Genomic DNA, 20,689 nt, shown 5'->3' on the forward strand with positions numbered 1-20,689 from the left:
ATTCGTGGTCCTCGGACCCGACCGCACGAGTGAGCCGGTCGGCGACACCGGCCCGGCCGGCCGGCGGCGCCGGCGCCGGACACCCGAGCGTCCGCCCTCGGCGCCGCCGTACCGATCCCGGAGCAGGGCATCGAGCATCCGGCCGTACTACGCGGTCGGCCCCAGCCGCGACGGTGGTACTAGGGTCGTCGATCATGCCTGACATATCGCTGACCACGCTCGTTCTCCTCGCTCTGGCCGCCGCGGCGGCCGGCTGGATCGACGCGGTGGTGGGAGGCGGCGGACTGCTGCTGCTCCCCGCCCTGCTGCTCGGACTGCCGCAGGCGCCGGCCGCACATATCCTCGGCACCAACAAGGCGGTCGCCATCGTCGGAACCACCGGGGCGGCCGTCACCTATGTACGCAACACACCGGTGAACGTGCGGACGGCGGTGCGGATCGGGCTCGCCGCGCTCGCGGGATCGATGGGCGGTGCGTCCCTCGCGGCAGGGATCAGCAGTGAGGTGCTGCGGCCGGTCATCATGCTGGCGCTGCTGGGGGTGGCCGCCTTCGTCCTTCTGCGTCCCGGCTTCGGCACGGCCACCGGGGGCGGCTCGAAGCCGGTCACCCGGGCCCGTACGGTCACGGCGATCGTCCTGGTCGGCGGCGGCATCGGCTTCTACGACGGTTTGTTCGGCCCCGGCACCGGCACGTTCCTGGTGCTGGGGCTGACCGCCGTACTCCAGCTGGGTCTGGTGACCGCCTCGGCGACCGCGAAGATCGTCAATGTCTGCACCAACGCGGGCGCGCTCGCCGTCTTCGCGTTCCAGGGCACGGTGTTCTGGCAACTCGCGGCGATACTGGCGGTGTTCAATCTGGCCGGGGCGATGGCCGGGGCGCGGATGGCGCTGCGCAAGGGCAGCGGGTTCGTCCGGGGAGTGCTGCTGGTGGTGGTCTTCTCGCTGGTCGCGAAGCTGGCGTTCGACCAGTGGGCGTGAGCGGACCCCGTAGCACCGGACGCCTCGCGGGTCGGACGCCCCAGGGATCGACGGGTGGGCGTCGGATGTCCCTGGGGCCGGGCGGCGGCGGCCTGATGCTCAAGCCGCCGCCACGGTCCCCGGTGTCCGGGCGGCGCCCAGGTCAGCGCCCGGTCTCCGGGCGGCGCCCGGGTCAGCTTGCCTTCGGTTCGAACGCCGCGGCGACCGCCCAGCTGTCTTCGAACATGCGGTAGCGCGTGATGAGCCCGTCACGGACCTCGATGTCGAACGCGAAGTCGGTCTCGATGTCGCGGCCCGTCGCGAGGATCGTGGTCCGCAGGCTGCCGAGGACGACGCAGCGGTCACCGTCCCCGATGACGGTGTCGACCTTGAATTCTTCGACCTTGGCCCCCTGCCCGAGCTGGGCGTAGAACTCGGCGACGCCGGCACGGCCGACCTTGCGGCCGATCCACGGCACAACAGCGGTATGACCAGGGATGAACCAGTCCACGCTCTCGTCGAAGCGTTCTGCCAGCTCGTTGGGCGCGGCACCGGAGAACAGCTGATCGAACAGGGCGGTTGCCGCCTCACGGGCGGTCACGGTCGTCGTCATGGTCGGTACAAGTCCGTTGGCCGGCCGGATAATTCCCCTCCGACGACTTCCCGTTCGACGGCCCTCCGGTGCTGCTCAGGAGTACCCCACGCTCCGCGCGTCCTCGGAGCAGCACCGGAGGCCGGCGCCTCGAAGGCGGGACGATCGACGCGCGGGTGCCGGCCTCCCTGACGAACAGCGGCGCCGCCGCCGGTCCCCACCGCCCTCCCCCTCGCGGCGCCTGCGGCCCAGCCGGGCCCGTCCTCCTCTGTACGTCCACGTAGACTCCGGGCATGGCATGCCGCATCAGTGAACTGGTCCTCGACGCTGCCGACCCCGACCGGCTCGCCGCATTCTGGAGCGAGGTCCTCGGCTACGTCGAAGTCGGCCGGGAGGACGACGGAAGCATCGAGATCGGGCCGCCCGGCGGCGGCCCGCAGCCCACTCTCGTCCTCAGTCCCAGCAGCGCCCCGCGGACCGGGCAGCTCCCCCTGCACATCGACGTCAGCGCCACCGACCGCGACCAGGAAGCCGAGCTGGAGCGGCTGCTCGCTCTCGGCGCCGTGCCCGCCGATGTCGGCCAGACCGGCAACGAGAGCTGGCACGTCCTGGCCGACCCTGAAGGCAACGAGTTCTGTCTTCTGCGCACCCGCCTCCGGCCTGTCTGACCACGCCTGTCCTGATGCCGAAGCGCTCGGCCGTTCGAGCGGGTCCGGAGACACATCTGTCGGGACAGTGCCTTGACTCGCGCATGATTCGGGCCTGGTTCATCGACGAGTTTTCGTCGGAAGCTGGTGGCCTGCGGGCCGTCAGCTGCCGCTGCGAGTACGTCGGCCCGGCCCCTCCGCGTGCGCGCGGGGCCGGGCCAAGATTCGCTCTGCCCGCTGCTTCGGCGCCGAGGGGGAAGGGTCGGCCGCGGGTTGGCGGGAGGAGCGCCTGAAATCCTTACGGTCAGTTCCGCGGCTTCGGGCAGATGTCGAGGAGCAGCAGCGAGCCGCCCTGGTCCTCGTCGTCCGTGCCCACGATCCCGGAGCCGCTGTTGGCGGGGCAGGCGACCGCCTCGATCTTGCGGTTGTCCACTTCCTTGTTGAAGGACGCGAGCGGGGTGAGCCGGTTCTTGGGACGCAGCTCCAGTGCGATCCGCCCCGCGGTGTCGGACGTCACCTTTCCGGCGCGGTAGACGGCCGAGGCGAACGGGCCGGAGTTGATGTTCGGGTCGGATGCCGCGGTGAGGAGCAGTGTGCCGTCCGCGTGGATCTTGATGTCGCTGGCGTGCCGTACTTCCTGTCCGTCCACGGGCAGCGGGTCGGGCACGCTGAACCGGGCCGGGCCCGACGCGGGGCCGAACGCCCCGCTGTTCGGGTCGTACTCGGCGGCGCGCACCTGCGCGGGCTGCGCGTCGCTCGATCCTCGGGTCGCCCAGACGGCGATGGTCCGGCCGTGCTGACGGGTGAGTGCGAAGCTCTCGTAGTTGTCCCCGGAGGCGCGGCCGGGGACCGGGGAGCTTCCCCACACCATGGCCGCGTCCGGGTCGAGGGTGAAGTGGTAGGCCGTGCCGTCGCTGGACAGGGCGACGAAGTCCCCTGGCTGGCCGGGTACCGCGTCGACGGCCTCCAGGTCCTTCGGTTCCTCCATGCCCCGCCAGGGGAGCTCCCTCACCAGGGGAGGGCTCGAATGCCGGTACTGCACGGTGGCGATCCGGTTCTCACCGGGCTTCTTGTTGTCCCGCACCATCACGAGGTCGATCGGCTCGCCCTCGTTCGCGCCGTTCTCGATCACCGCGAGTCCGCTGGCGCCACCGGTGATCCCGGTGCCGACCGGCTGCCATTCCCCGGCGGCGGAGGGGTCGGCAGCGTGCGCGACAGGGGCGGCGGAGACGGCGAGACAGGAGAGGGCGACAGCCGCGGCGGCCCAGTTTCGACTCATCATGGGGGGACGCTAACGCAAGATCCAATGCGCTTCGACACCAGCCGTCATCTCTCTCAACAGCCCAGCTCAGAAGGGTGGTTGAGGTTCACCAAAGCGCCGAACACCCCAACTGGTGCCCGATCGGTCCCACTTGTGGCACGGCGGACAAACGCCATGGCGAAGGGGTGCGGCAGCGCGATCCGGCTCCCGGGCGCGCTCTCCTGCGCGCGTCCGCCGCCGAGGCCGATCCGGCTGCCGGGTACGGCCTTCCGCCGGCCTTCCCGGCCCGCTCGATACGCTCGCCAGGTCGCGGCCTTCGTCAACGACGATTTCCGTGAGGAGGCGCGCGATGCTCCGACCACCTGTTGGCTGCGCGAACCGTTCCGGAGTGCCGTGTGCCGCGGTTCCGGACCCGTCGTCCGAGGTTCCTGCCCTGTCCCCCGGTCGGCAGGGACCCTGCGTGGTGGTACGGGCCCGGCGCGACCACCGAAGTCTCACCCGCGCTCACGCAGGTACGCCTCCAGCTCCGCGGCCCCGGTCAGCATCGCGCGCCCACGGGCCGCCAGCCGGTCGCGCCAGTCGCACAGTGCGGCCTCCAGCAGCTCCACCCCACCGGCCGCCCGTACTTGGGCGATCAGCGGGGCGATCTGCTCCAGCAGGTAGCCGCCCCTTCTGAGCTGGTGGGTCAGCCGGGCGTCGCGTACATCGGTCTCGTCGTAGACGCGGTACCCGGTCCGCGGGTCGCGGCGCGGGCGCACCAGGCCGGCGCGCTCCCATTTGCGCAGTGTCGCGGGCCGGATACCGAGCTTTCCCGCCAGCGGCCCGATGAACGTAGCGCCCGGCCCGGACACGACGGCGGATCGGGGCGTCGGCGTGGGGTGGGCCGCCGGGGTGGCGACGGGCCCTGGGGACAGCGCGGGCGTCACGGTGACGCCAAGGTCATGGAGGGCGTTTTCCACGGCCTGGAGGGTCCGCCGGTCGTCGAGGAGTTGGGCGTGGCTCCCGTCGATGAGGTGGAACGCCTGATCGGTCATGCCCTGGTTCACGGCCCGCATGATCGATGTCGCCGTCGGGTGGCCGTGGCCGGGCAGCAAGGCGAGAAACGCGCGCAGGGCCGCCACGTGCAACGGGGTGTAGGTGCGGTAGCCGTGGGGTGTGCGACCGGCGGGCGGAAGGATGCCGGCCGCCTCGTAGTTCCTGATCGCCTGCGTGGACAGACCGTGTCCGCGCGCCAGGTCAACGGGCCTGAGCCGCTTGGCACTTTGAAGGTTCCGCTCCATCGGGCGGAGGTTATCGCGGAAAAGTTTCAATCGAAAGTTCAACGATACCGTTCAAGGTATGGCTACCGACATCAAGGACACCGCCTGTGCCGTCGACGCTGCCGCCGTCATGCGGCTGCTCCCGGCCCGGCCTCGGCTGCTCGCGCTGGGCGAACCGACCCACGGCGAGGACACCCTGCTCGAACTGCGCAACGAACTTTTCCGGGAGCTCGTCGAGCAGGAGGGCTACCGGACGGTCGCGATCGAGAGCGACTGCGTGACGGGCCTGGTCGTGGACGACTACGTCACCTCAGGCACGGGCACCCTGGACGAGGTGATGGAGCGCGGATTCAGCCATGGCTGGGGCGCCTTCGCGGCCAACCGGGAGCTCGTCCGCTGGATGCGCGCCCACAACGACGGTCGGCCCGCGTCCGAGCGGGTCCGCTTCGCCGGTTTCGACGGCCCGCTGGAGATCACCGGCGCCGCGAGCCCCCGGCACGCACTCACCGCACTCCACGACTATCTCTCGACCCGGATCGACGCGAGCCTGCTCCCCTGCACCGGGGAAACGCTCGACCGGCTGCTCGGCGCCGACGGCCGGTGGACCGATCCCGCCGCGATGAGGGACCCGGCCCGGTCCGTCGGGCAGTCGGCCGAGGCCGGCCGGCTACGGCTGCTCGCCGACGATCTGGTGGCGCTGCTCGACGCGCAGACGCCACACCTGCTCGCGACAGCCTCGCGGGACGACTGGGACCGGGCGCGGCTGCACGGACGCACCGCGACCGGACTGCTTCGCTACCACCACTGGATGGCCGACACCTCACCGGCCCGGATGACCTGGCTCGTGAGCGTGCGGGACCAGATGATGGCCCACAATCTCCTCGCTCTCGCCGCTCGGGGCCCGGCACTCGTCCACGCCCACAACTCCCATCTCCAGCGGGAGAAGAGCACGATGCGAATGGGCGGGAGGCCGGTGGAGTGGTGGAGCGCGGGTGCGCTGGTGAGCGCCCAGCTCGGCGACGAATACGCCTTCGTCGCCACGGCCCTCGGCACGATCCGGCACCAGGGAGTGGACACACCGCCGCCGAACACCGTCGAAGGACTTCTGTACGCGCTTTCGGAGGACCGCTGCGTCATCGACGCGCCGCGACTGGCCGCCGCCCTCGGCGGCGCGCTGCCCGCGCCCCGTGTGTCCCCCTGGTTCGGGTACTCCCCCTTGGACCCGGCCCATCTGGCGGACCCTGACGGCATCGTGTTCGTCAAGGATGTCCCGCCGAGCCCGGCCGCGGGGCGCTCATAGGCCGCTCCTCCCAAGGCCTACTCGGCACCGGTGCGCTCGTGGGACGTGCGTCGAGACGCGGTGCCGGGCGTCGATCGAGGCACGGTGCCGGGCGTCGCGGGCCGGTGAACCCTTTCCGGTCACATCCCTAGCCGCCGTCGCCGCTGCCCCCGGTCAGACCGCGGCGTCGGTTCCGCTCCGCGCGCCGCGCCATCCCGCTCGCGGTGCGGGTCATGGTCGCGACGGCACGGACCCAACGGGGTCCACCACGTTCCGCCCAGACCACGCATACGCACCCGCCGACAACGAGCGCCAGTACGACGAGCAACACCAGAGCGATCATGTCCCCACTTCCCGCGTTCATCCGTTCGGTCCCGCTGATCCTCCCAGACCTGCTGGCCGGTCATCGGAGCGCTGTCGGATCGTGGTTGGAGTTTCCACGGGACCTTGGAGACGCGTCACGGCAGGTGTGCGTCGCCGTGGGTGTGCCTCACGGTGGGGTGTGCCTGATGGCGGCGCACCTCGATGACCCCGATGTGTCCCGGCCCGTGCTCGGGGAGTCGGGCCGGGCCGGGCCGCGCCTCGGCGTGGTGTCAGCCGACGGCCTTCTTGACGAGGGCGACGAGCGCCTTCTCGGCCTTGTCGCTCAGCTCGGTCACGGCGTAGGACGTGGGCCACAGGCCGCTCTCGTCGTCGAGGTTGCCCGCCGTGGTGAAACCGAAGGTCGAGTAGCGCTCCTTGTCGACCTGCCCGCTTCGGAAGAAGCAGACGACCTTGCCCTTGCGGGCGTAGGCGGGCTGTCCGTACCAGAGCTTCGGCGACAGGTCGGGGGCGTTGGCGGTGACGATGGCGTGGATGCGCTCGGCCACCGCGCGGTCCGATGCCTCCATCTCCGCGATCTTCGCCAGCACGTCGAGCTCCTCGGCGGCGGCCTTGTTGCCACGGCCACGGCTCGCCTCCTTCTTCAGCTCGGCGGCACGCTCCTTCATGGCGGCACGCTCTTGCTCGGAGAAGCCGTTCGTGCTCTTCTTGCCGTCGGTGCCGGTGCTCTCGCTCATCGCTGTCACTCTCCTGGTCGTGATCGGTGTGAATCGGTAGTGATCGGTCTGAAGTGTTCCTGACGCTAGTCGGGCCGGGAGACCTGGCGCTTCTCGATTCCTGATCGATGCCCGCTTCATGCTCCCGGGTACACCTGTGCTCCTGGGCGTACGTCTGATCTGGGCACACCTCGGCCCCGTGGGCGGGCCGGGGCGGGATGCCGCCCTGTCAGGGCGAGCCGGTGAGCAGACCGGTCAGGAATCAAGAAGCCCGCGCCCGGTGGCTCTGCCTAGCGTGAGGGATATGAGCATCACCATTCACCATGCCTTCCTGCCGCACACCGATCCCGAGGCCGCTCTGGGTTTCTACCGCGACATCCTGGGCTTCGAGGTCCGCAACGATGTCGGCTACGAGGAGCTGCGCTGGATCACCGTCGGGCCGGTGGGCCAACCCGGCACCTCCCTCGTGCTGCACCCGCCCGCCACCGACCCGGGTGTCACCGACGAGGAGCGCCGCACCGTCCTGGAACTCATCACCAAGGGCGTGTACACCGCCGTCACGCTGGCCACCGACGACCTCGACGGCCTCTTCGACCGTCTCCAGGCGGCGGGCGCGGATGTCGTCCAGGAGCCCATCGACCAGGACTACGGGGTGCGTGACTGCGCTTTCCGTGACCCCGCCGGCAACCTCGTCCGTATCAACCAGCTCAGCTGAGTGCCCGTACCGATCAGCTCACCCGAGTGAGCACGGCCGCAGCACTCCGGCCACCGGCCCGACCCACCCCGCACCGTATGAAGGAGCCATCCGATGGCGCTCTCCGTCGACCTCATCACTATCGGCGTACCGCAGGTGGAAGGCGCGAGCGCCTTCTACTCGTCCGCGTTCTCGTCCACGGCCACGGCCGCTGACGACGGCCGCACGGCCGGTCTCGACCTCAACGGCACCGGACGGCTCGGCCTCCAGCAGATCGAGGCACTCGCCGCCGAGTCCGGTGCGAATCCGGCGACCTCGGGCTTCCGCGGCTATGTGCTGTCCTCCATCGTGAGTCAGCCTGCCGAGGTCAGGGCCCTCCTCGACACCGCCGCCGCCCAGGGTGCGACGGTCGTCAAGCCTGCCAAGAAGGAGATGTTCGGCGAGTTCGCCGCCGTCTACCGGTCGCCGGACGGGGCCGTCTGGAAGCTGGCCGCCGCGTCCAAGAAGGACACGGACACCGTCCCCGACCCGCCGAGGCCGACCGAGACCGCCGTCTATCTCGGCGTCGCCAAGCCGAAGACGTCCAAGGTGTTCTACGAGGCGCTGGGCATGAGCGTGGACCGCGACTACGGCGACAAGTTCATCGACTTCACCATCGCCGACGGGGTGTGCCGGCTGGGTCTGCTGCCGCGCAAGGCCCTCGCCAAGGACGCGGGCGTCGACGAGAACGGCGACGGCTTCTCCGCGCTCGTCCTCACGCACACCGCCGCTTCCCGTGACGACGTGGACACCCTTCTCGCGGCCGTGGGCCCGGCCGGCGGCCGGGTCACCGGCGCTGCCGCCGAGACCGGACAGGGCGACTACGCCGGGCACTTCACCGACCTGGACGGCTACCACTGGAGGGTCACCGCACGCGCGTGACCGCGACGCGAGCGGCCGCTCGCGGGCCGGGACCGGATGGACCCTGAGCGGACACGGCAACGCCCCGTCGCCCTTTGTGTGGGTGACGGGGCGTTGCGCCGTTGTCAGGCGAGGCCCGTCGGTCGCCGGGGAAGCGGGCCGAAGGGGACGCCGTGCGGGGGTGGGTCCGGGGTGCGGTTCAGCACGGCCGGTCGTGGGCGCGGGCCTCGGCGGCGGTCTTCAGGTCGCGCAGCCATGCTTCGAGGCCCTGGCGAAGGATCTCGGTCGCGATTCCGACGTTCGCCTCGACCTGGGGGCCGGTGTGGGTCTCCTCGGTGCTCACCCGGACACCGCCCTTGACCTTGGTGAAGGTCCACACATGGACGCCGTCGATGCGCAGTCCCTCACCGGTCGCGGGGCCGGTCCAGCGGATGCAGGAGTTCCGCTTCAGCTGCTCCACGGTCGAGGTGATGTCCAGGCTGGGGGCGGACGTCACGGGGTTGGGCGGCACCGGCATCGTCCAGCGGAACGCGGAACCCGGCCGGAAGGGGCCGTGGTCGAGGCGGTCCGCGGTGGTGACGGCGGCCTTCCAGGACGGCCAGCGCTCCACATCGGTCTGGAGCTTCCAGATGGTGCGCAGCGGCGCCTGGATCACGGTCTCGGTCCGGTGGCGGACGAGTGCGTCGGGGTCGACACCTTCCCCGCGGCAGGTGAGCGACTCGCCGGGCGGGGAGGGGGTGGCCGCGGCCGGTGCGGCGGCGGTGCCGAGGAGAGCGGCGACGAGCGGGGCGGCGAGCAGGGCGGCGCGGGTGCTGGTGCTGCGGATGACGGGCATGGTGTTTCCCTTGTCGGTCGGTGTGCGGTGCGTGGTTTGTTGAGCCCGGGTCATGTGTCGGGTGCGTGGGCGCCGTCGGGTGCGCGGATGCGCCGGGCGGTGGACGCGGGGCCGATGGGCGGGGGTCGGGCGGCTGCGCGGGGCGCTCGTCACCGTGCGGAAGGGTGGCGGCGCCGGGTCCGGTGGAGCGCGACGATCACTGCGGCGGACGCGGCGACGATCAGCCCGAAGGACAGCGGGTGCATGTCCTGGGAGAGGCTCCGCGCCCCGTCGGGCCGGGTCAGCCATACGACGAGCGGGACGGCGTAGGTACCGGCGAGCAGGGTGGCCGTCCAGCGCACCGCCAGGTCGGGGACGTGCCGGAGCGCGCCGAACACCGTGATCACGACCGGGACGGCCGCGACCAGGGAGAACTGGCCGACGATCATGACGAGGACGGCCCAGGAGGCGACGGTCACCGGCAGCGGGACGCTGCGGCCCGTACGGGGGTGGGGTGACTCGACCGTGGTGGCCACGGAGTTCCTCTCGTCCGGTGAAGCGGTCGGTGGCGTGGCCGTACCGCGCACCGCGGCGAGATAGAGCATCTCGCCTTGGTGAGAAGTTATAACGCCCCGCACCGTGAGAGGTCAACAGCTTTCGTGATAGCTTCTAACTAACTTATGGAGCTGTAGCGTTATGGGTGAGGAAGAGGGCGGGCCATGCCGAAGACCGACGCCACGACACCGCGGGAGCGCTATCGCGCCCAGGTGCGGGCGGAGATCAAGGAACACGCGTGGGAGCAGATCGCCACGGCGGGAGCGTCCGCGCTCTCCCTCAACGCGATCGCCAAGCGGATGGGGATGAGCGGGCCCGCGCTCTACCGCTACTTCGCCAGCCGCGACGACCTGATCACCGAACTCATCCGCGAGGCGTACCGAAGTCTCGCCGGGACGCTGCGTTCGGCGTCGTCCACCGGCACCGGGCCGGCCCCGCTGGCGCACGCCCTGCGCGGCTGGGCGCTGGAGGACCCCCAGCGGTACTTGCTGATCTACGGAACGCCTGTCCCCGGTTACCACGCGCCCGAGGACATCACCGCGATCTCCGCCGAGATCATGACCGCGCTGCTCGACGCGTGCGCGGAGCTCGTCCCGGACAGCCCCGCGACGCCGTTCAGCACCCATCTGGCGGGGCACCGGGGCTGGGCAGGCGACCATCCCGCCCCGTCTGCCGCCCTTCACCGGGCCCTGGTCGTCTGGACCCGGCTGCACGGCCTGCTGTCACTGGAGCTGGCGGGTCACTTCGGCGGGATGGACTTCGACCCCTCCCTGCTCTTCGAAGCCGAGCTGGAGGGCCTGCTGACTCCCCCGGCCTGACGCGCGAGCACCCCACCTCCGCCCGCCGCCTGACGGGGACCCGGTTCCCGCGCGTCGACGGGCGTCAGCTCACCCGGCGCCGGATCCGCCGAACGGCGAACGCGGTGAGGACACCGCTGAGTGCCAGGTAGATCGCGGTCTCCAGCCATTGGAACGCCCAGTAGCGGCTGCTGGGGTGGTAGCGGACGTCGATATGGAGGTCGTGCCCGGCGAGGCACACCGCGGTGTCGCCGAACGTGCCGCCCGCGCCGGTCCTGGGCGGGCTGTCGAGGCAGGCGTTGAACTCGGGCCCGCCGAGGGTCCGGCCGTCCGGGGTGCGCAGCGGACTCGTCCCTGCGATCCACGCGTCGGGCGCGTCCGGGATCCTGACCCCGCCGATGACGGAGCCGCCGCCGATGCCGCCCAGGTTCCGCGCGCCGTTGATGGCCGTGGCCGTCATCGCCAGCGTGGCCCTCTCCGGCGGTATCAGGGCGGGCCGCACCACGTTGGGGAAGAAGAACTGGAAGGCGAGGAAGACGACGAGCGTCACGGCCATCGCGGGCAGGGTCCGGCGCAGCAGGAGTCCGGCGACGGTGCCGAGGGCGAGGGCCAGCGCGGCGTAGCCGATCGGGACGATGCCCCGGGCGCCGAACACGAAGGTGCTGAACTCCTCCTTGACCACTTCGTCGAAGGGGCGGGCCGCCCAGGTGAGCAGGGCCGAGGCCGTGCCGGTGACGAGCACTGCGGCCGAGCCGACGAACAGGACCTTGCCGATGAGCCAGCGCGGGCGGGTGACGCTCTGGTTCCACGCCAGTCGGTGGGTGCCGTTCTCCAGCTCCCGGGCCAGCAGGGGAGCTCCCCAGAAGGTGCCGATGACGGCGGGGATCAGGGCGAGTCCGGCGGCCAGGAACAGGAGGGTGTTCTGGTAGGCGCCGCGGAACTGGCTCGTCGCCCGGGCGCAGTCGGCCCGGTCGCGGCAGATGGCCTGGTGGGCGTCGTGGGCGTCGCGGATGTCCCCGCCGAGGTACGCCAGGTACGCGGCGACGACCACCATCGCGCAGGCGGCGGCCAGCGCCTGGCCGCGGAACTGTCGCCAGGTCAGCCACATCATCGCGGTGTCCCCCAGGTTTCGGCCCCGGTCGGGGCGGGTCGGGCGGCGGCCCGGGTCATATGGGCGAGGACGAGTTCCTCAAGGGTGACGGGCCGGACCTGATGGGGCAGGGCCCGGGAGGTGTCGCCGATGTGGACGACGGCGCTGCTGTGCTCGCCGTGGTGGTCCGTCGAGATGACGTCGACCCAGGTGGGCAGCGGGTCGAGCTCGCCGCGTGGTGCGACGAGCCGGGCGTGCGTGGCCAGCAGGTCCCGGGTGTCGCCTGCGAGCTGCACCCGCGAGTCGCACAGGACGACGAGGTGGTCGCAGACCTGCTCGATGTCACCGAGCAGATGCGAGGAGAGCACGGCGCTGGCGCCGAGCTCGCGTACGAATTCCATCAGGTTCTCCAGGAACCCCCGGCGGGCCAAGGGGTCGAGTGCCGCGGCCGGTTCGTCGAGGATCAGCAGTTCGGGGCGTTTGGCGGCGGCGATGGTCAGCGCCAGTTGTGCCCGCTGGCCGCCGGAGAGCTGTCCCGCCTTCTGTGCGGGGTTCAGCCCCACTTGGCCGATGCGCCGCTCGGCCAGGGCCTGGTCCCACGCCGGGTTCATCCTGGCGCCGAATCTGAGGTGTTCGGCGACGGTGAACGAGCCGTACACCGGGGTGTTCTGCGCGACGAATCCCACCCGGGCCAGATGCGAGGCGTTCGCCGCGGGGCGTGATCCCAGTACCGTCAGCGAGCCGGATGTCGGCTCGATCAGCCCGCAGGCCAGGTGCAACAGGGTCGACTTGCCCGCTCCGTTGGGGCCGACGAGCCCGATGACCCGGCCGGAGGGGATGGTGAGGTCCACATCGCGCAGGGCCGGCCCGCGGCGGCGGCCGTACTTCTTCGTCAAGCCCTCGGCGTGGAACGCCGGCGGGGATTCCATGTATGGCATGCCCATATCCTGGAATTCCCGGGTCTTTCCCGGCATCGGTCGAAAGCACGGTTCCCGTTACCGGCGGCCGTACTTCCGGCCGGTGCGCGGGGGCGGCCTTCAGGTCCGGTCGACGACGCGGTTCTCCCAGGCCCAGACGGCGATCTCGGTGCGGTTGCGGACCCCGAGCTTGGTCTGGATGCCCGACAGATGGCTCTTGACCGTGCTGAGGGTGATGAACAGCTCGGCGGCGATCTCCTGGTTGGTGCGGCCGCGCGCGATGGCCCGTACGACTTCGAGCGCGCGTCCGGACAGCTGCGGTGTCTGCGCGGCGCGCCCGCGGGGCGCGGCCCCGGTCGCGTTCAGGTGGTTCAGCAGCCGGAGGGTGACCGACGGGGAGACGAGCGCCTCACCGTTGTGGGCGGCGCGGACGGCCTCGATGAGCAGGGCCGGACCCGCGTCCTTGAGGACGAATCCCGCCGCGCCGCCGCGCAGCGCCCCGTACACGTACTCGTCGAGGTCGAACGTGGTGACGACGACGACCCGCATCGGGTCGGTCACGGAAGGGCCGGCCAGTGCGCGGGTGACCGCGATGCCGTCGAGTCCGGGCATCCTGATGTCCACCAGGCATACGTCGGGCCGCAGCCGCCGGGCCGTCGCGATCGCCTCGACGCCGTCCGCGGCTTCCCCGATGACGGTGATGTCGGGCTGGTCCTCCAGGATCAGCCGCAGGCCGTGGCGGATCATCGCCTGGTCGTCGGCGAGCAGGACCGTGATGGTCATCCGGGCTCCCTGATGGGGACGGGCAGGGCTGCCCGTACGGACCAGCCGGCGCCGGGCCGGGGGCCGGCGGACAGCGAGCCGCCGAGCGTCTCGACGCGTTCGCGCATACCGATCAGACCGTACCCGCCGCGGTGCTGGGGCCGGGCGGGGTTCGGCGGGGCGTCGTCCGTGACCTCGACGGTGACGCGGTCCGGGGCGCGGCCGACGGTGACCTCGACGGAGCGGGCGTGCCGCGCGTGCCGCAGGATGTTCGTCAGGGACTCCTGGACGACGCGGTGCACGGTGCTGGTCACCTCCGGCGGCCAGCCCGTGTCGTGGTCGGGCATGTTCAGGCGTACGTCCGGGCCCTGGCGGCTGAAGCGCTCGACGAGCGCGCTCAGTTCCTCGGGTCCGGGTGAGGCGGGCGCCGCGTCGTCGGTGTCGCGCAGCAGTCCGACCACGCGTCGCATCGCGGCCATGGCCTCGGAGCCGGCCGCCTCGATCCCGGCCAGCGACCGCGACACGTTCTCCGGGTCGCGTCGCGCGACGATCCGGGCGGCCTGGGACTGGATCAGCATCCCGGTGATGTGGTGGGCCACGATGTCGTGCAACTCGCGTGCCAGCTCAAGCCGTTCGGCCCTGCGGACCTGTTCGGCGGTGGCCCTGGCCCGGTCGTCGAGCATACGCAGCGACAGCCCGGCCCCGAGGGCGGCCAGCCAGGCCGCCGCGGCGATGGCCACCACCGCCGACGCGGGTCGGGCGGCCGACTGGGCGGCGATCAGTACCAAACCGCCGCCCGCGACGGCCCCGGCCCGCGCCACCGGCAGCGTTCTGACCGCGGAGGCGGTGAGCACGGCCAGGGCCGGCGCCAGGGAGGGGCCGAGTCCGGCGGGCAGCCGGGTGCCGGGCAGCAGCGGGACGAGGACCGCCGACGCGGTGACGGCGAGGCCCGCGACCGCGGTCCAGGTCCGGTTCCGACGGCGGTTCAGAGCGAGCGCGGACACCAGCGTGGCGGCGAGGGCTCCGGGTATCGACGGCGCGACTCCCCAGGTCTGTGCGACGGCGAGGGCCTGGACGGCGATCGCCGCGAGGAACGTGACACCGAGCCCCAGGGCGGGGACGGCCCTGGCCCATCGGGCCGGGACGATCACCTCGGTCAGGGCGGACGCTCCCCGCCCGGGAGCCGACCCGTTCGGCGGTGGCGGGGTACGGGCGGTGTTCACCGGTTCCTCCTGGTGCTCCGGTCGCACTACGGCCGCGATTCGTCGGCACGGGCGCCCCGCGGCGCACGATCGGTGCGCCGGTCGCGGTCGAGGCCGCGCAGCACCGGCCCCGTCACGAGGGCGGCGGCCATCCCGGTCGTCGCGAGGACCGGCACGCCGCTCAGGCCTTCGGACCAGATGATCCCGGTCAGCACAGCGCCAGCGACGGCGATCCCGGCGGCCGGTCCCCTCGGCAGGGTCCTGAGCGCGGAGCCGACGAGTACCGCCAGGGCCAGCGCCGTGACGGGCGCGGGCTCCTGCGGGAGGTCGTCCCCGGCGGTCATCGACACCACGACGGCGGTGGACGTCACGACGAGGCCCGCGCACACGGGCAGCGGCTTCCACCGTGCGCGCAGCAGCGCGAGTCCGCTCACGGCGACCGAGACGGCCGAGCCGAACATCCAGGAGACACCGCCCCAGCTGGTGGTGAACATGTATGCCGTGAAGACGATCCCCAGGACGAACACGGCACCGAGCCCCGTGTCGAACGTCCTGCCGGCCGGTCGCGTCCGCCGCTCCCCTGTATCCATACCGCTCAGGCTAGAAAACCTCCGGCGCCTCGCGTACCGGCCGAAAGTACGGGACGGGCGTGGACGGAACCGTGCTCGGGGAGGGTTGCGGCAGGCCGGGCCGTCTCGTACGACCCGGCCGTCGCGCGGCCGGACAACCCGGTCGCGGGCCACCACGTCCGCGTCGGTGGGTGGCCATCACCACGGTCGCCCCGTGCTATTCGGTCGTCCTCTGCGGCGCAGGGTCTCAAGCGCCGTTCAGCGGGGGCCTGTTGAGGCGGCCGGGAGCATGGTGGTCCCTTCGGCGGCCAGGCTGCCGGGCGGCAGCGCGAGTTCCGTCTCCGCGACGGTGCGGGCCAGATCGGCGATGGGTGCGGTACGGGTGTCGGCGCTGGTGTTGATGTAGGCGCTGCTTCCGTCGATCGCGACGAGGATGCGTACGGCGGCCGCCCAGGGGTTCGCGCAGCGGAAGACGCCCGCGCTCGCGCCCGTGGCGATCAACTGCTCGATGCGGCGGCACCACAGCAGTTCCTGGTCGATGACGTGGTCCCGGAGCACGGGGCGGTAGCGCGACAGGTGGCGTGCGTTCAGCCAGAGCTTGCTGACGTTGTCGAACTCGGTGCTCGCGATGAGGGTGAAGAAGCGGCGCAGGGTGCTCAGGGGGTCCTTGTGCCCGGGACGGTCCGGGTCCGCCGGGGCCGCGGGGTCCTTGGGGGCCGCGGGGCTCTCCGGGTGCCCGGGGGGCGCCGGGGTCGCGGGGCCCTTGGGGCGCTCCAGGTCGGTGGGGTCCGCCGGGGCCGCGGGGAGGAGTCCGTCGAGTTCGGCCATGGTGGCGCTGGTGAAGGCGTCGGCCACCAGGGTGTCGGCGGCGGGGAAGTAGTGGCCGACGAGTCCGGGCTGGACGCCGAGCTCGTCGGCGATCCGCCGCAGGGTGACGCACTCCAGTCCTTCGGCGAGCCCGACCCGCGCGGCGGCGCGGATGATCTCGTGGCGGCGCTCGGCCGGCGCCTTGCGGGTTCGTGTGCCGGTATCCCTTGACGTCATGGGGCGAATGTTATTGAGTGAGTGACCAATCGGCAATTGGCCAAGCGACCAATAACGAGCGGTTCGCAGAGATCCGCAGCTCGGGCGGTATCCCGCCCTGGGGTCGGTGGAACGCCTCACCGCCCCGTCGGACCGGCACCCGGAGCGCACCGTGCCGGTTGCGACCCCCGCGCCGACGGGCACGGCCCGTGCACGCGGACCAGCGCGCAGCACCTGTACAGGAGATCAATGTGGACGACACTCGCACCGACGCCGGCGAACTCGCCGAGTACGGCTACCAGCAGGAGCTGAGACGGACCCTGTCGACCTGGGCCGTGTTCGCCATCGGATTCGCGACGATCTCACCCGTCGTCGGGGTCTACGCCGTCGTCCAGCTGGGCTTCGTCTTCGCGGGCCCCGCCTGGATCTGGGCGGTCGTCGTCGCCTTTCTCGGGCAGCTGACGGTCGCCGTGGTCTACGCCGAGCTGTCGTCCCAGTTCCCGGTCACGGGCGGCGTGTACCAATGGGTGCGGCGGCTCGGCGGGCCACGCCTCGGCTGGATGGTGGGCTGGATCTATCTCGCCTCCGCCGTGGCGTCCCTGACCACCGTGGCCTATCTGGGGGCGACCTGGCTGCACATGCTGTTCGGTGACGGCACGCTGTCGACCACCTCCCATGTGCTGCTCGGTGTGGTCTTCATCGCGGTGGCCCTCGGGATCAACCTCCTCGGCGTCAACCCGGTGAAGCACTTCCTCAACGCCGGAATCATCGCCGAGGGTGTCGCCTCGATCGCGGTGAGCGTGTTCCTCCTGGTCTTCGTGCACAACAACGGGTTCGGGATCCTCTTCGAGACCCTCGGCGCGGAGTCGGTCTCCGGCGGGTCGGCGCTGGCGGGCTTCCTGACCGCGCTGGCGGTCGCCGGCTGGGCGTTCCTGGGCTTCGACGCGACCACACAGGTGGCCGAGGAGACCGAGCAGCCGAGACGCAGCGTCCCCCGGGCGCTCCTGCGGGCCTATCTCTTCGTCGCCCTCACGGTCCTGCTGACCGGGCTCGCCGTGACGCTCGCCCTGCGCAAGCCCGAGGACGCCGTGTCCGGCGCGCTCGCGGACCCGGTCTTCACCGCCGTGACGGAGGGCCTGGGCGGATGGAGCGAGAAGCCGTTCATCCTGGTCGTCCTGATCGCGTTCATCGCCTGCGCCATCTCGATCCAGACCTATATCGGCCGCGCCGTCTTCGCGTTCGCCCGCGACCGCCAGCTGCCGTTCTCCCCGACGCTCGCCACCGTCGGGCCGCGCCAGATCCCGTACGTCTCGCTCATCGTGACGGCCGTGCTGGCCAGCCTCGGACTGCTGCTCGGGCTGAACGGCAATGCCGCCGCGACCCTGATCGCCTTCGGCTCCGGCGGCTTCTACTTCATCTTCCTCACGGTCGCGGTCGTGGCGCTCGTCGCCCGGCTGACCGGCCGGTGGAACCCCGCCGCGGGACGGCTGAGGCTCGGGCGGGCGGGGCTGGTGGTCAATGTGATCGCCGTCGTGTGGCTGCTCTTCGAGGCCGTCAACATCGCCTGGCCCCGTGTCGAGCTCGCCCCTGCCGACGGCAGCTGGGTCCAGGTCTGGGCCGTGATCCTGGTCTTCTCCGTCCTCTTCGTCGTCGGCCTGCTCTACGTCGTGATCGCCAAGCCCCACACCAAGCTCCCCGCCACCCCGGCCACCGAAGGCCCGGCCACCGAAGAGAAGAAGGCATCCCGATGACGCCGAAGCTTTCCCCCGCCCTTGTCCTCGACCCCGTCTCGGGGCTCGGGTCCCGTGACGTGTCGGTCCGGCCCGCCGGACCGGGCGAGGTCGAGATCGAGGTCCGCGCGGCGGGCGTCTGCCACTCGGACCTGCATGTCGTGACGGGCGACTGGCCCACCGACCGCCCGCTCGTCCTCGGACACGAGGCGGCCGGGGTGGTGACCTCGGTCGGGGACGGCGTCACCTCGGTGCGGGCCGGTGACCATGTCGTCCTGTCCTGGTTCGCGCCGTGCCGCCGCTGCCGCCGCTGTGTGGCCGGTGAGGCGTGGCTGTGCACCGGCACCAAGGCCGTCGCCAACATGCTCCCCGACGGCACCACCGCGTTCGCGGACGACCAGGGCGAGCCGGTCTGGCCCTACCTGGGACTCGGCGCCTTCACGGAGCGGCTGGTCGTGCCGGAGGTCGCCGCGGTGAAGGTCCCGGACGAGCTCCCCTTCAGCATCGGCGCCCTGCTCGGCTGCTCCGTGACGACCGGTATCGGCGCCGTCGTGAACACCGCGGGGGTCCGCCCCGGCGAGTCCGCGGTGGTGATCGGGACGGGCGGCGTCGGACTCTCCGTCGTGATGGGCCTGCGGCTGGTCGGCGCCGACCCCGTGATCGCCGTCGACCTCTCCCCCGAACGTCTCGCCGCGGCGCGGCGGTTCGGCGCCACCCACACCCTCGACGGCAACACGGCCGATGTCGCCGCCTGGTGCCAGGACGAGCTCGGCGGGGTCGACCACGCCTTCGAGGCGATCGGCAGCCCCAAGGTCATCAGCACCCTCCCGGCCATGCTCACCTCGGGCGGGGCCGCGGTGCTGGTGGGGATGGCGGCGACCGGCGCGACCGCCACATTCGACCCCTTCGACCTCGCGGACCAGGGCAAACGTATCCTGGGCTGCAACTATGGCTCCAGCATCGGGGAGATCGACATCCCGAAGCTGGCCCGTCTCTATCTGTCCGGAAGGCTGCCGTTGGACGACCTGATCGGGCGCACCCGGCCCCTGAGCGAGGCCGCGGACGCCCTTGACGATCTCCGTTCGAACACCGGGGTCCGAACGATTCTCGAACCCTGAGGCAGCTTTCCGGCCGGACCGCGGCACCGGCTCCGGCCGTCGCACACTTGAGGGGGACAGCGGCCGCGGCTGTCCCCCGACCAGCTCCCAGGAGGCATGATGTACGCCGTCACCGACCCGACCACCGGTGAGATCACCGCTACCTACCCGACCGCCACGGACGCCGAGGTGTCGGCGGCCGTCGACGCCGCCCACGCGGCCACCGCCTGGGGACGCACCGGGTCCGTGGCCGAGCGGGCCGCACTGCTGCGGCGCCTCGGTGAGCTGCACACCGAGCGCCGGGCCGAGCTGGCCGCGAGCATCGTCCAGGAGATGGGCAAGCCGCTCGCCGAGGCCGAGGGCGAGGTCGACTTCTGCGCCGACATCTACGGCTACTACGCCGACCACGCCGAGGAGTACCTGGCCGACGAGCCGATCGGCGTCGTCTCGGGCCCCGGGACCGCTGTCATCCGGCGCAGCCCGGTGGGAGCGCTCCTCGGGATCATGCCGTGGAACTTCCCGGCCTACCAGGTCGCCCGCTTCGCCGCCCCCAACCTCGCCATCGGCAACACCATCGTGCTCAAGCACGCGCCGCAGTGCCCGGCCACCGCGGCGCTGCTGGAGAAGCTGTTCGCCGAGGCGGGTTTCCCGGCCGGCGCCTACGTCAACGTGTACGCCACCAACGAGCAGATCGCCGACGTCATCGCCGACCCCCGGATCCAGGGCGTCTCGCTGACCGGGTCCGAGCGGGCCGGTTCGGCCGTCGCGGAGATCGCCGGACGGCACCTCAAGAAGGTGGTCCTCGAACTCGGCGGTTCCGACCCCTTCATCGTCCTGGCCACCGACGACCTCGACGCGGTGGTCGAATCCGCCGTCGCCGCCCGCCTCGACAACACGGGCCAGGCGTGCAACGCCGCCAAGCGGTTCGTCGTCCTCGACCACCTCCACGACGCGTTCGTCGAGCGGTTCACCGCCAAGCTGCTCGCCGGCGAGACCGGCGCGCCGCTGTCGTCGGCCGCCGCGGCCGAGAACCTGGGCCGTCAGGTCGACGCGGCCGTGGCCCAGGGGGCGACCCTGCACAGCACCGGCGAGCGACGCGGGGCCTACTTCCCGGCCGGTGTCCTGACCGGCCTCACCACCGAGCACGCGGCGGCCCGGGAGGAGCTGTTCGGCCCGGTGGCGATGGTCTTCACCGCCTCCGACGAGGAGGACGCCGTACGGATCGCCAACGACACGCCCTACGGTCTCGGCTCGTACCTCTTCACCAACGACCCGTCGCAGGCCGAGCGGGTCGCCGACCGGATCGAGGCCGGCATGGTCTTCGTCAACGGTGTCGGGGCGGAGGGCGCCGAACTGCCCTTCGGCGGCGTCAAGCGCTCCGGGTTCGGCCGCGAGCTCGGCCGACCGGGCATCGAGGAGTTCGTGAACAAGAAGCTCATCCGGACGATCGTCTAGCGGAGCCGACGGCGCTCCACAGGGACTCGGCGGGGACTCGGCGGGAGCCGGGT

The 20,689-nt window shown here is 71.7% G+C and carries 22 protein-coding genes; 9 read left to right on the forward strand and 13 right to left on the reverse strand.

Annotated elements, in window-relative coordinates:
• Positions 1 to 194: 194 nt before the first annotated feature.
• Positions 195 to 977 (forward strand): sulfite exporter TauE/SafE family protein, encoded by a 783-nt coding sequence (locus AB852_RS14600; protein WP_073788126.1) that lies wholly within the window; start codon positions 195 to 197, stop codon positions 975 to 977.
• Positions 978 to 1,149: 172 nt separating this feature from the next.
• On the opposite strand, the gene AB852_RS14605 is transcribed toward AB852_RS14600, so the two are convergent.
• A complete protein-coding gene (locus AB852_RS14605) occupies positions 1,150 to 1,569 on the reverse strand; it encodes a nuclear transport factor 2 family protein (protein ID WP_073788127.1) in 420 nt (139 codons plus the stop codon).
• Positions 1,570 to 1,841: 272 nt separating this feature from the next.
• On the opposite strand from AB852_RS14605, the gene AB852_RS14610 reads away from it, so the two are divergent.
• Positions 1,842 to 2,216, forward strand: a complete 375-nt coding sequence (locus AB852_RS14610; protein ID WP_073788128.1) for a VOC family protein — start codon at positions 1,842 to 1,844, stop codon at positions 2,214 to 2,216.
• 283 nt (positions 2,217 to 2,499) lie between these two features.
• Here AB852_RS14610 and AB852_RS14615 read toward each other — a convergent pair whose 3' ends face one another.
• Both AB852_RS14615 and AB852_RS14620 read right to left on the reverse strand, forming a co-directional pair.
• Complete coding sequence (locus AB852_RS14615; protein WP_073788129.1) at positions 2,500 to 3,477, reverse strand: hypothetical protein; 978 nt, start codon at positions 3,475 to 3,477, stop codon at positions 2,500 to 2,502.
• 473 nt (positions 3,478 to 3,950) lie between these two features.
• Positions 3,951 to 4,736, reverse strand: coding sequence for a TioE family transcriptional regulator (locus AB852_RS14620; protein WP_073788130.1), 786 nt, complete (start codon positions 4,734 to 4,736; stop codon positions 3,951 to 3,953).
• Between the two features lie 58 nt (positions 4,737 to 4,794).
• Here AB852_RS14620 and AB852_RS14625 point away from each other — a divergent pair, with 58 nt between their 5' ends.
• Positions 4,795 to 6,015, forward strand: coding sequence for an erythromycin esterase family protein (locus tag AB852_RS14625; RefSeq protein WP_073788131.1), 1,221 nt, complete (start codon positions 4,795 to 4,797; stop codon positions 6,013 to 6,015).
• Between the two features lie 127 nt (positions 6,016 to 6,142).
• Here AB852_RS14625 and AB852_RS14630 read toward each other — a convergent pair whose 3' ends face one another.
• Entirely contained in the window at positions 6,143 to 6,337 is a 195-nt protein-coding gene (locus tag AB852_RS14630; RefSeq protein WP_178391020.1) for a hypothetical protein, read from the reverse strand.
• Between the two features lie 250 nt (positions 6,338 to 6,587).
• Positions 6,588 to 7,052 (reverse strand): DUF1801 domain-containing protein, encoded by a 465-nt coding sequence (locus tag AB852_RS14635; RefSeq protein WP_073788132.1) that lies wholly within the window; start codon positions 7,050 to 7,052, stop codon positions 6,588 to 6,590.
• A gap of 283 nt (positions 7,053 to 7,335) precedes the next feature.
• Between AB852_RS14635 and AB852_RS14640 the strand changes: the two genes are divergently transcribed.
• Entirely contained in the window at positions 7,336 to 7,746 is a 411-nt protein-coding gene (locus AB852_RS14640; RefSeq protein WP_073788133.1) for a VOC family protein, read from the forward strand.
• A 93-nt stretch (positions 7,747 to 7,839) separates the two neighbouring features.
• Positions 7,840 to 8,646 (forward strand): VOC family protein, encoded by an 807-nt coding sequence (locus AB852_RS14645; RefSeq protein ID WP_073788134.1) that lies wholly within the window; start codon positions 7,840 to 7,842, stop codon positions 8,644 to 8,646.
• 178 nt (positions 8,647 to 8,824) lie between these two features.
• Here AB852_RS14645 and AB852_RS14650 read toward each other — a convergent pair whose 3' ends face one another.
• Positions 8,825 to 9,460: an SRPBCC family protein gene (locus tag AB852_RS14650; protein ID WP_073788135.1), complete on the reverse strand. Its 636-nt coding sequence runs from the start codon at positions 9,458 to 9,460 to the stop codon at positions 8,825 to 8,827.
• Positions 9,461 to 9,609: 149 nt separating this feature from the next.
• The gene (locus AB852_RS14655; RefSeq protein WP_245876778.1) at positions 9,610 to 10,044 is read right to left on the reverse strand and encodes a hypothetical protein; all 435 of its coding nucleotides are present in this window, start codon (positions 10,042 to 10,044) and stop codon (positions 9,610 to 9,612) included.
• A gap of 114 nt (positions 10,045 to 10,158) precedes the next feature.
• Between AB852_RS14655 and AB852_RS14660 the strand changes: the two genes are divergently transcribed.
• Complete coding sequence (locus tag AB852_RS14660; protein WP_073788136.1) at positions 10,159 to 10,812, forward strand: TetR/AcrR family transcriptional regulator; 654 nt, start codon at positions 10,159 to 10,161, stop codon at positions 10,810 to 10,812.
• A gap of 64 nt (positions 10,813 to 10,876) precedes the next feature.
• Here AB852_RS14660 and AB852_RS14665 read toward each other — a convergent pair whose 3' ends face one another.
• The 6 genes from AB852_RS14665 to AB852_RS40765 all read right to left on the reverse strand — a co-directional run bounded on the left by AB852_RS14665 (position 10,877) and on the right by AB852_RS40765 (position 16,375).
• Positions 10,877 to 11,902, reverse strand: coding sequence for an ABC transporter permease subunit (locus AB852_RS14665; protein ID WP_073788137.1), 1,026 nt, complete (start codon positions 11,900 to 11,902; stop codon positions 10,877 to 10,879).
• Positions 11,899 to 12,819, reverse strand: a complete 921-nt coding sequence (locus AB852_RS14670; protein ID WP_245876779.1) for an ABC transporter ATP-binding protein — start codon at positions 12,817 to 12,819, stop codon at positions 11,899 to 11,901. The genes AB852_RS14665 and AB852_RS14670 overlap by 4 nt, the downstream gene beginning before the upstream one ends.
• Positions 12,820 to 12,918: 99 nt before the next feature.
• A complete protein-coding gene (locus AB852_RS14675) occupies positions 12,919 to 13,581 on the reverse strand; it encodes a response regulator (RefSeq protein WP_073788139.1) in 663 nt (220 codons plus the stop codon).
• Positions 13,578 to 14,783, reverse strand: a complete 1,206-nt coding sequence (locus AB852_RS14680) for a sensor histidine kinase (protein WP_245876780.1) — start codon at positions 14,781 to 14,783, stop codon at positions 13,578 to 13,580. Before AB852_RS14680 ends, AB852_RS14675 begins: the two co-directional genes overlap by 4 nt.
• A 26-nt stretch (positions 14,784 to 14,809) precedes the next feature.
• Positions 14,810 to 15,352: a metal transporter gene (locus tag AB852_RS14685; RefSeq protein WP_073788140.1), complete on the reverse strand. Its 543-nt coding sequence runs from the start codon at positions 15,350 to 15,352 to the stop codon at positions 14,810 to 14,812.
• Positions 15,353 to 15,589: 237 nt separating this feature from the next.
• A complete protein-coding gene (locus tag AB852_RS40765) occupies positions 15,590 to 16,375 on the reverse strand; it encodes a TetR/AcrR family transcriptional regulator (RefSeq protein WP_245876781.1) in 786 nt (261 codons plus the stop codon).
• 230 nt (positions 16,376 to 16,605) lie between these two features.
• On the opposite strand from AB852_RS40765, the gene AB852_RS14700 reads away from it, so the two are divergent.
• From AB852_RS14700 to AB852_RS14710, 3 genes are all read left to right on the forward strand, one after another.
• Positions 16,606 to 18,105 carry an APC family permease gene (locus AB852_RS14700; RefSeq protein WP_073788141.1) on the forward strand — a complete coding sequence of 500 codons (1,500 nt, stop codon included), beginning with the start codon at positions 16,606 to 16,608 and terminating at the stop codon, positions 18,103 to 18,105.
• Positions 18,102 to 19,202 (forward strand): alcohol dehydrogenase catalytic domain-containing protein, encoded by a 1,101-nt coding sequence (locus tag AB852_RS14705; RefSeq protein ID WP_073788142.1) that lies wholly within the window; start codon positions 18,102 to 18,104, stop codon positions 19,200 to 19,202. Before AB852_RS14700 ends, AB852_RS14705 begins: the two co-directional genes overlap by 4 nt.
• Before the next feature lie 99 nt (positions 19,203 to 19,301).
• Positions 19,302 to 20,636, forward strand: a complete 1,335-nt coding sequence (locus AB852_RS14710; protein WP_073789124.1) for an NAD-dependent succinate-semialdehyde dehydrogenase — start codon at positions 19,302 to 19,304, stop codon at positions 20,634 to 20,636.
• The last annotated feature ends 53 nt before the right edge of the window (positions 20,637 to 20,689 follow it).

Origin of the sequence: Streptomyces uncialis (genome assembly GCF_001905345.1) — a bacterium.
Taxonomy (GTDB): domain Bacteria; phylum Actinomycetota; class Actinomycetes; order Streptomycetales; family Streptomycetaceae; genus Streptomyces; species Streptomyces uncialis.

Bases quoted from the DNA above. Each gene is read 5' to 3' on its own strand.
- AB852_RS14660 (WP_073788136.1), top strand. From the start codon at position 10,159: ATGCCGAAGACCGACGCCACGACACCGCGGGAGCGCTATCGCGCCCAG.
- AB852_RS14670 (WP_245876779.1), bottom strand. From the start codon at position 12,819: ATGCCATACATGGAATCCCCGCCGGCGTTCCACGCCGAGGGCTTGACG.
- AB852_RS14600 (WP_073788126.1), top strand. From the start codon at position 195: ATGCCTGACATATCGCTGACCACGCTCGTTCTCCTCGCTCTGGCCGCC.
- AB852_RS14705 (WP_073788142.1), top strand. From the start codon at position 18,102: ATGACGCCGAAGCTTTCCCCCGCCCTTGTCCTCGACCCCGTCTCGGGG.
- AB852_RS14615 (WP_073788129.1), bottom strand. From the start codon at position 3,477: ATGATGAGTCGAAACTGGGCCGCCGCGGCTGTCGCCCTCTCCTGTCTC.
- AB852_RS14630 (WP_178391020.1), bottom strand. From the start codon at position 6,337: ATGATCGCTCTGGTGTTGCTCGTCGTACTGGCGCTCGTTGTCGGCGGG.
- AB852_RS14685 (WP_073788140.1), bottom strand. From the start codon at position 15,352: ATGGATACAGGGGAGCGGCGGACGCGACCGGCCGGCAGGACGTTCGAC.
- AB852_RS14620 (WP_073788130.1), bottom strand. From the start codon at position 4,736: ATGGAGCGGAACCTTCAAAGTGCCAAGCGGCTCAGGCCCGTTGACCTG.
- AB852_RS14635 (WP_073788132.1), bottom strand. From the start codon at position 7,052: ATGAGCGAGAGCACCGGCACCGACGGCAAGAAGAGCACGAACGGCTTC.
- AB852_RS14650 (WP_073788135.1), bottom strand. From the start codon at position 9,460: ATGCCCGTCATCCGCAGCACCAGCACCCGCGCCGCCCTGCTCGCCGCC.
- AB852_RS14655 (WP_245876778.1), bottom strand. From the start codon at position 10,044: ATGCTCTATCTCGCCGCGGTGCGCGGTACGGCCACGCCACCGACCGCT.
- AB852_RS14675 (WP_073788139.1), bottom strand. From the start codon at position 13,581: ATGACCATCACGGTCCTGCTCGCCGACGACCAGGCGATGATCCGCCAC.
- AB852_RS40765 (WP_245876781.1), bottom strand. From the start codon at position 16,375: ATGACGTCAAGGGATACCGGCACACGAACCCGCAAGGCGCCGGCCGAG.
- AB852_RS14640 (WP_073788133.1), top strand. From the start codon at position 7,336: ATGAGCATCACCATTCACCATGCCTTCCTGCCGCACACCGATCCCGAG.
- AB852_RS14645 (WP_073788134.1), top strand. From the start codon at position 7,840: ATGGCGCTCTCCGTCGACCTCATCACTATCGGCGTACCGCAGGTGGAA.
- AB852_RS14710 (WP_073789124.1), top strand. From the start codon at position 19,302: ATGTACGCCGTCACCGACCCGACCACCGGTGAGATCACCGCTACCTAC.
- AB852_RS14625 (WP_073788131.1), top strand. From the start codon at position 4,795: ATGGCTACCGACATCAAGGACACCGCCTGTGCCGTCGACGCTGCCGCC.
- AB852_RS14665 (WP_073788137.1), bottom strand. From the start codon at position 11,902: ATGATGTGGCTGACCTGGCGACAGTTCCGCGGCCAGGCGCTGGCCGCC.
- AB852_RS14605 (WP_073788127.1), bottom strand. From the start codon at position 1,569: ATGACGACGACCGTGACCGCCCGTGAGGCGGCAACCGCCCTGTTCGAT.
- AB852_RS14610 (WP_073788128.1), top strand. From the start codon at position 1,842: ATGGCATGCCGCATCAGTGAACTGGTCCTCGACGCTGCCGACCCCGAC.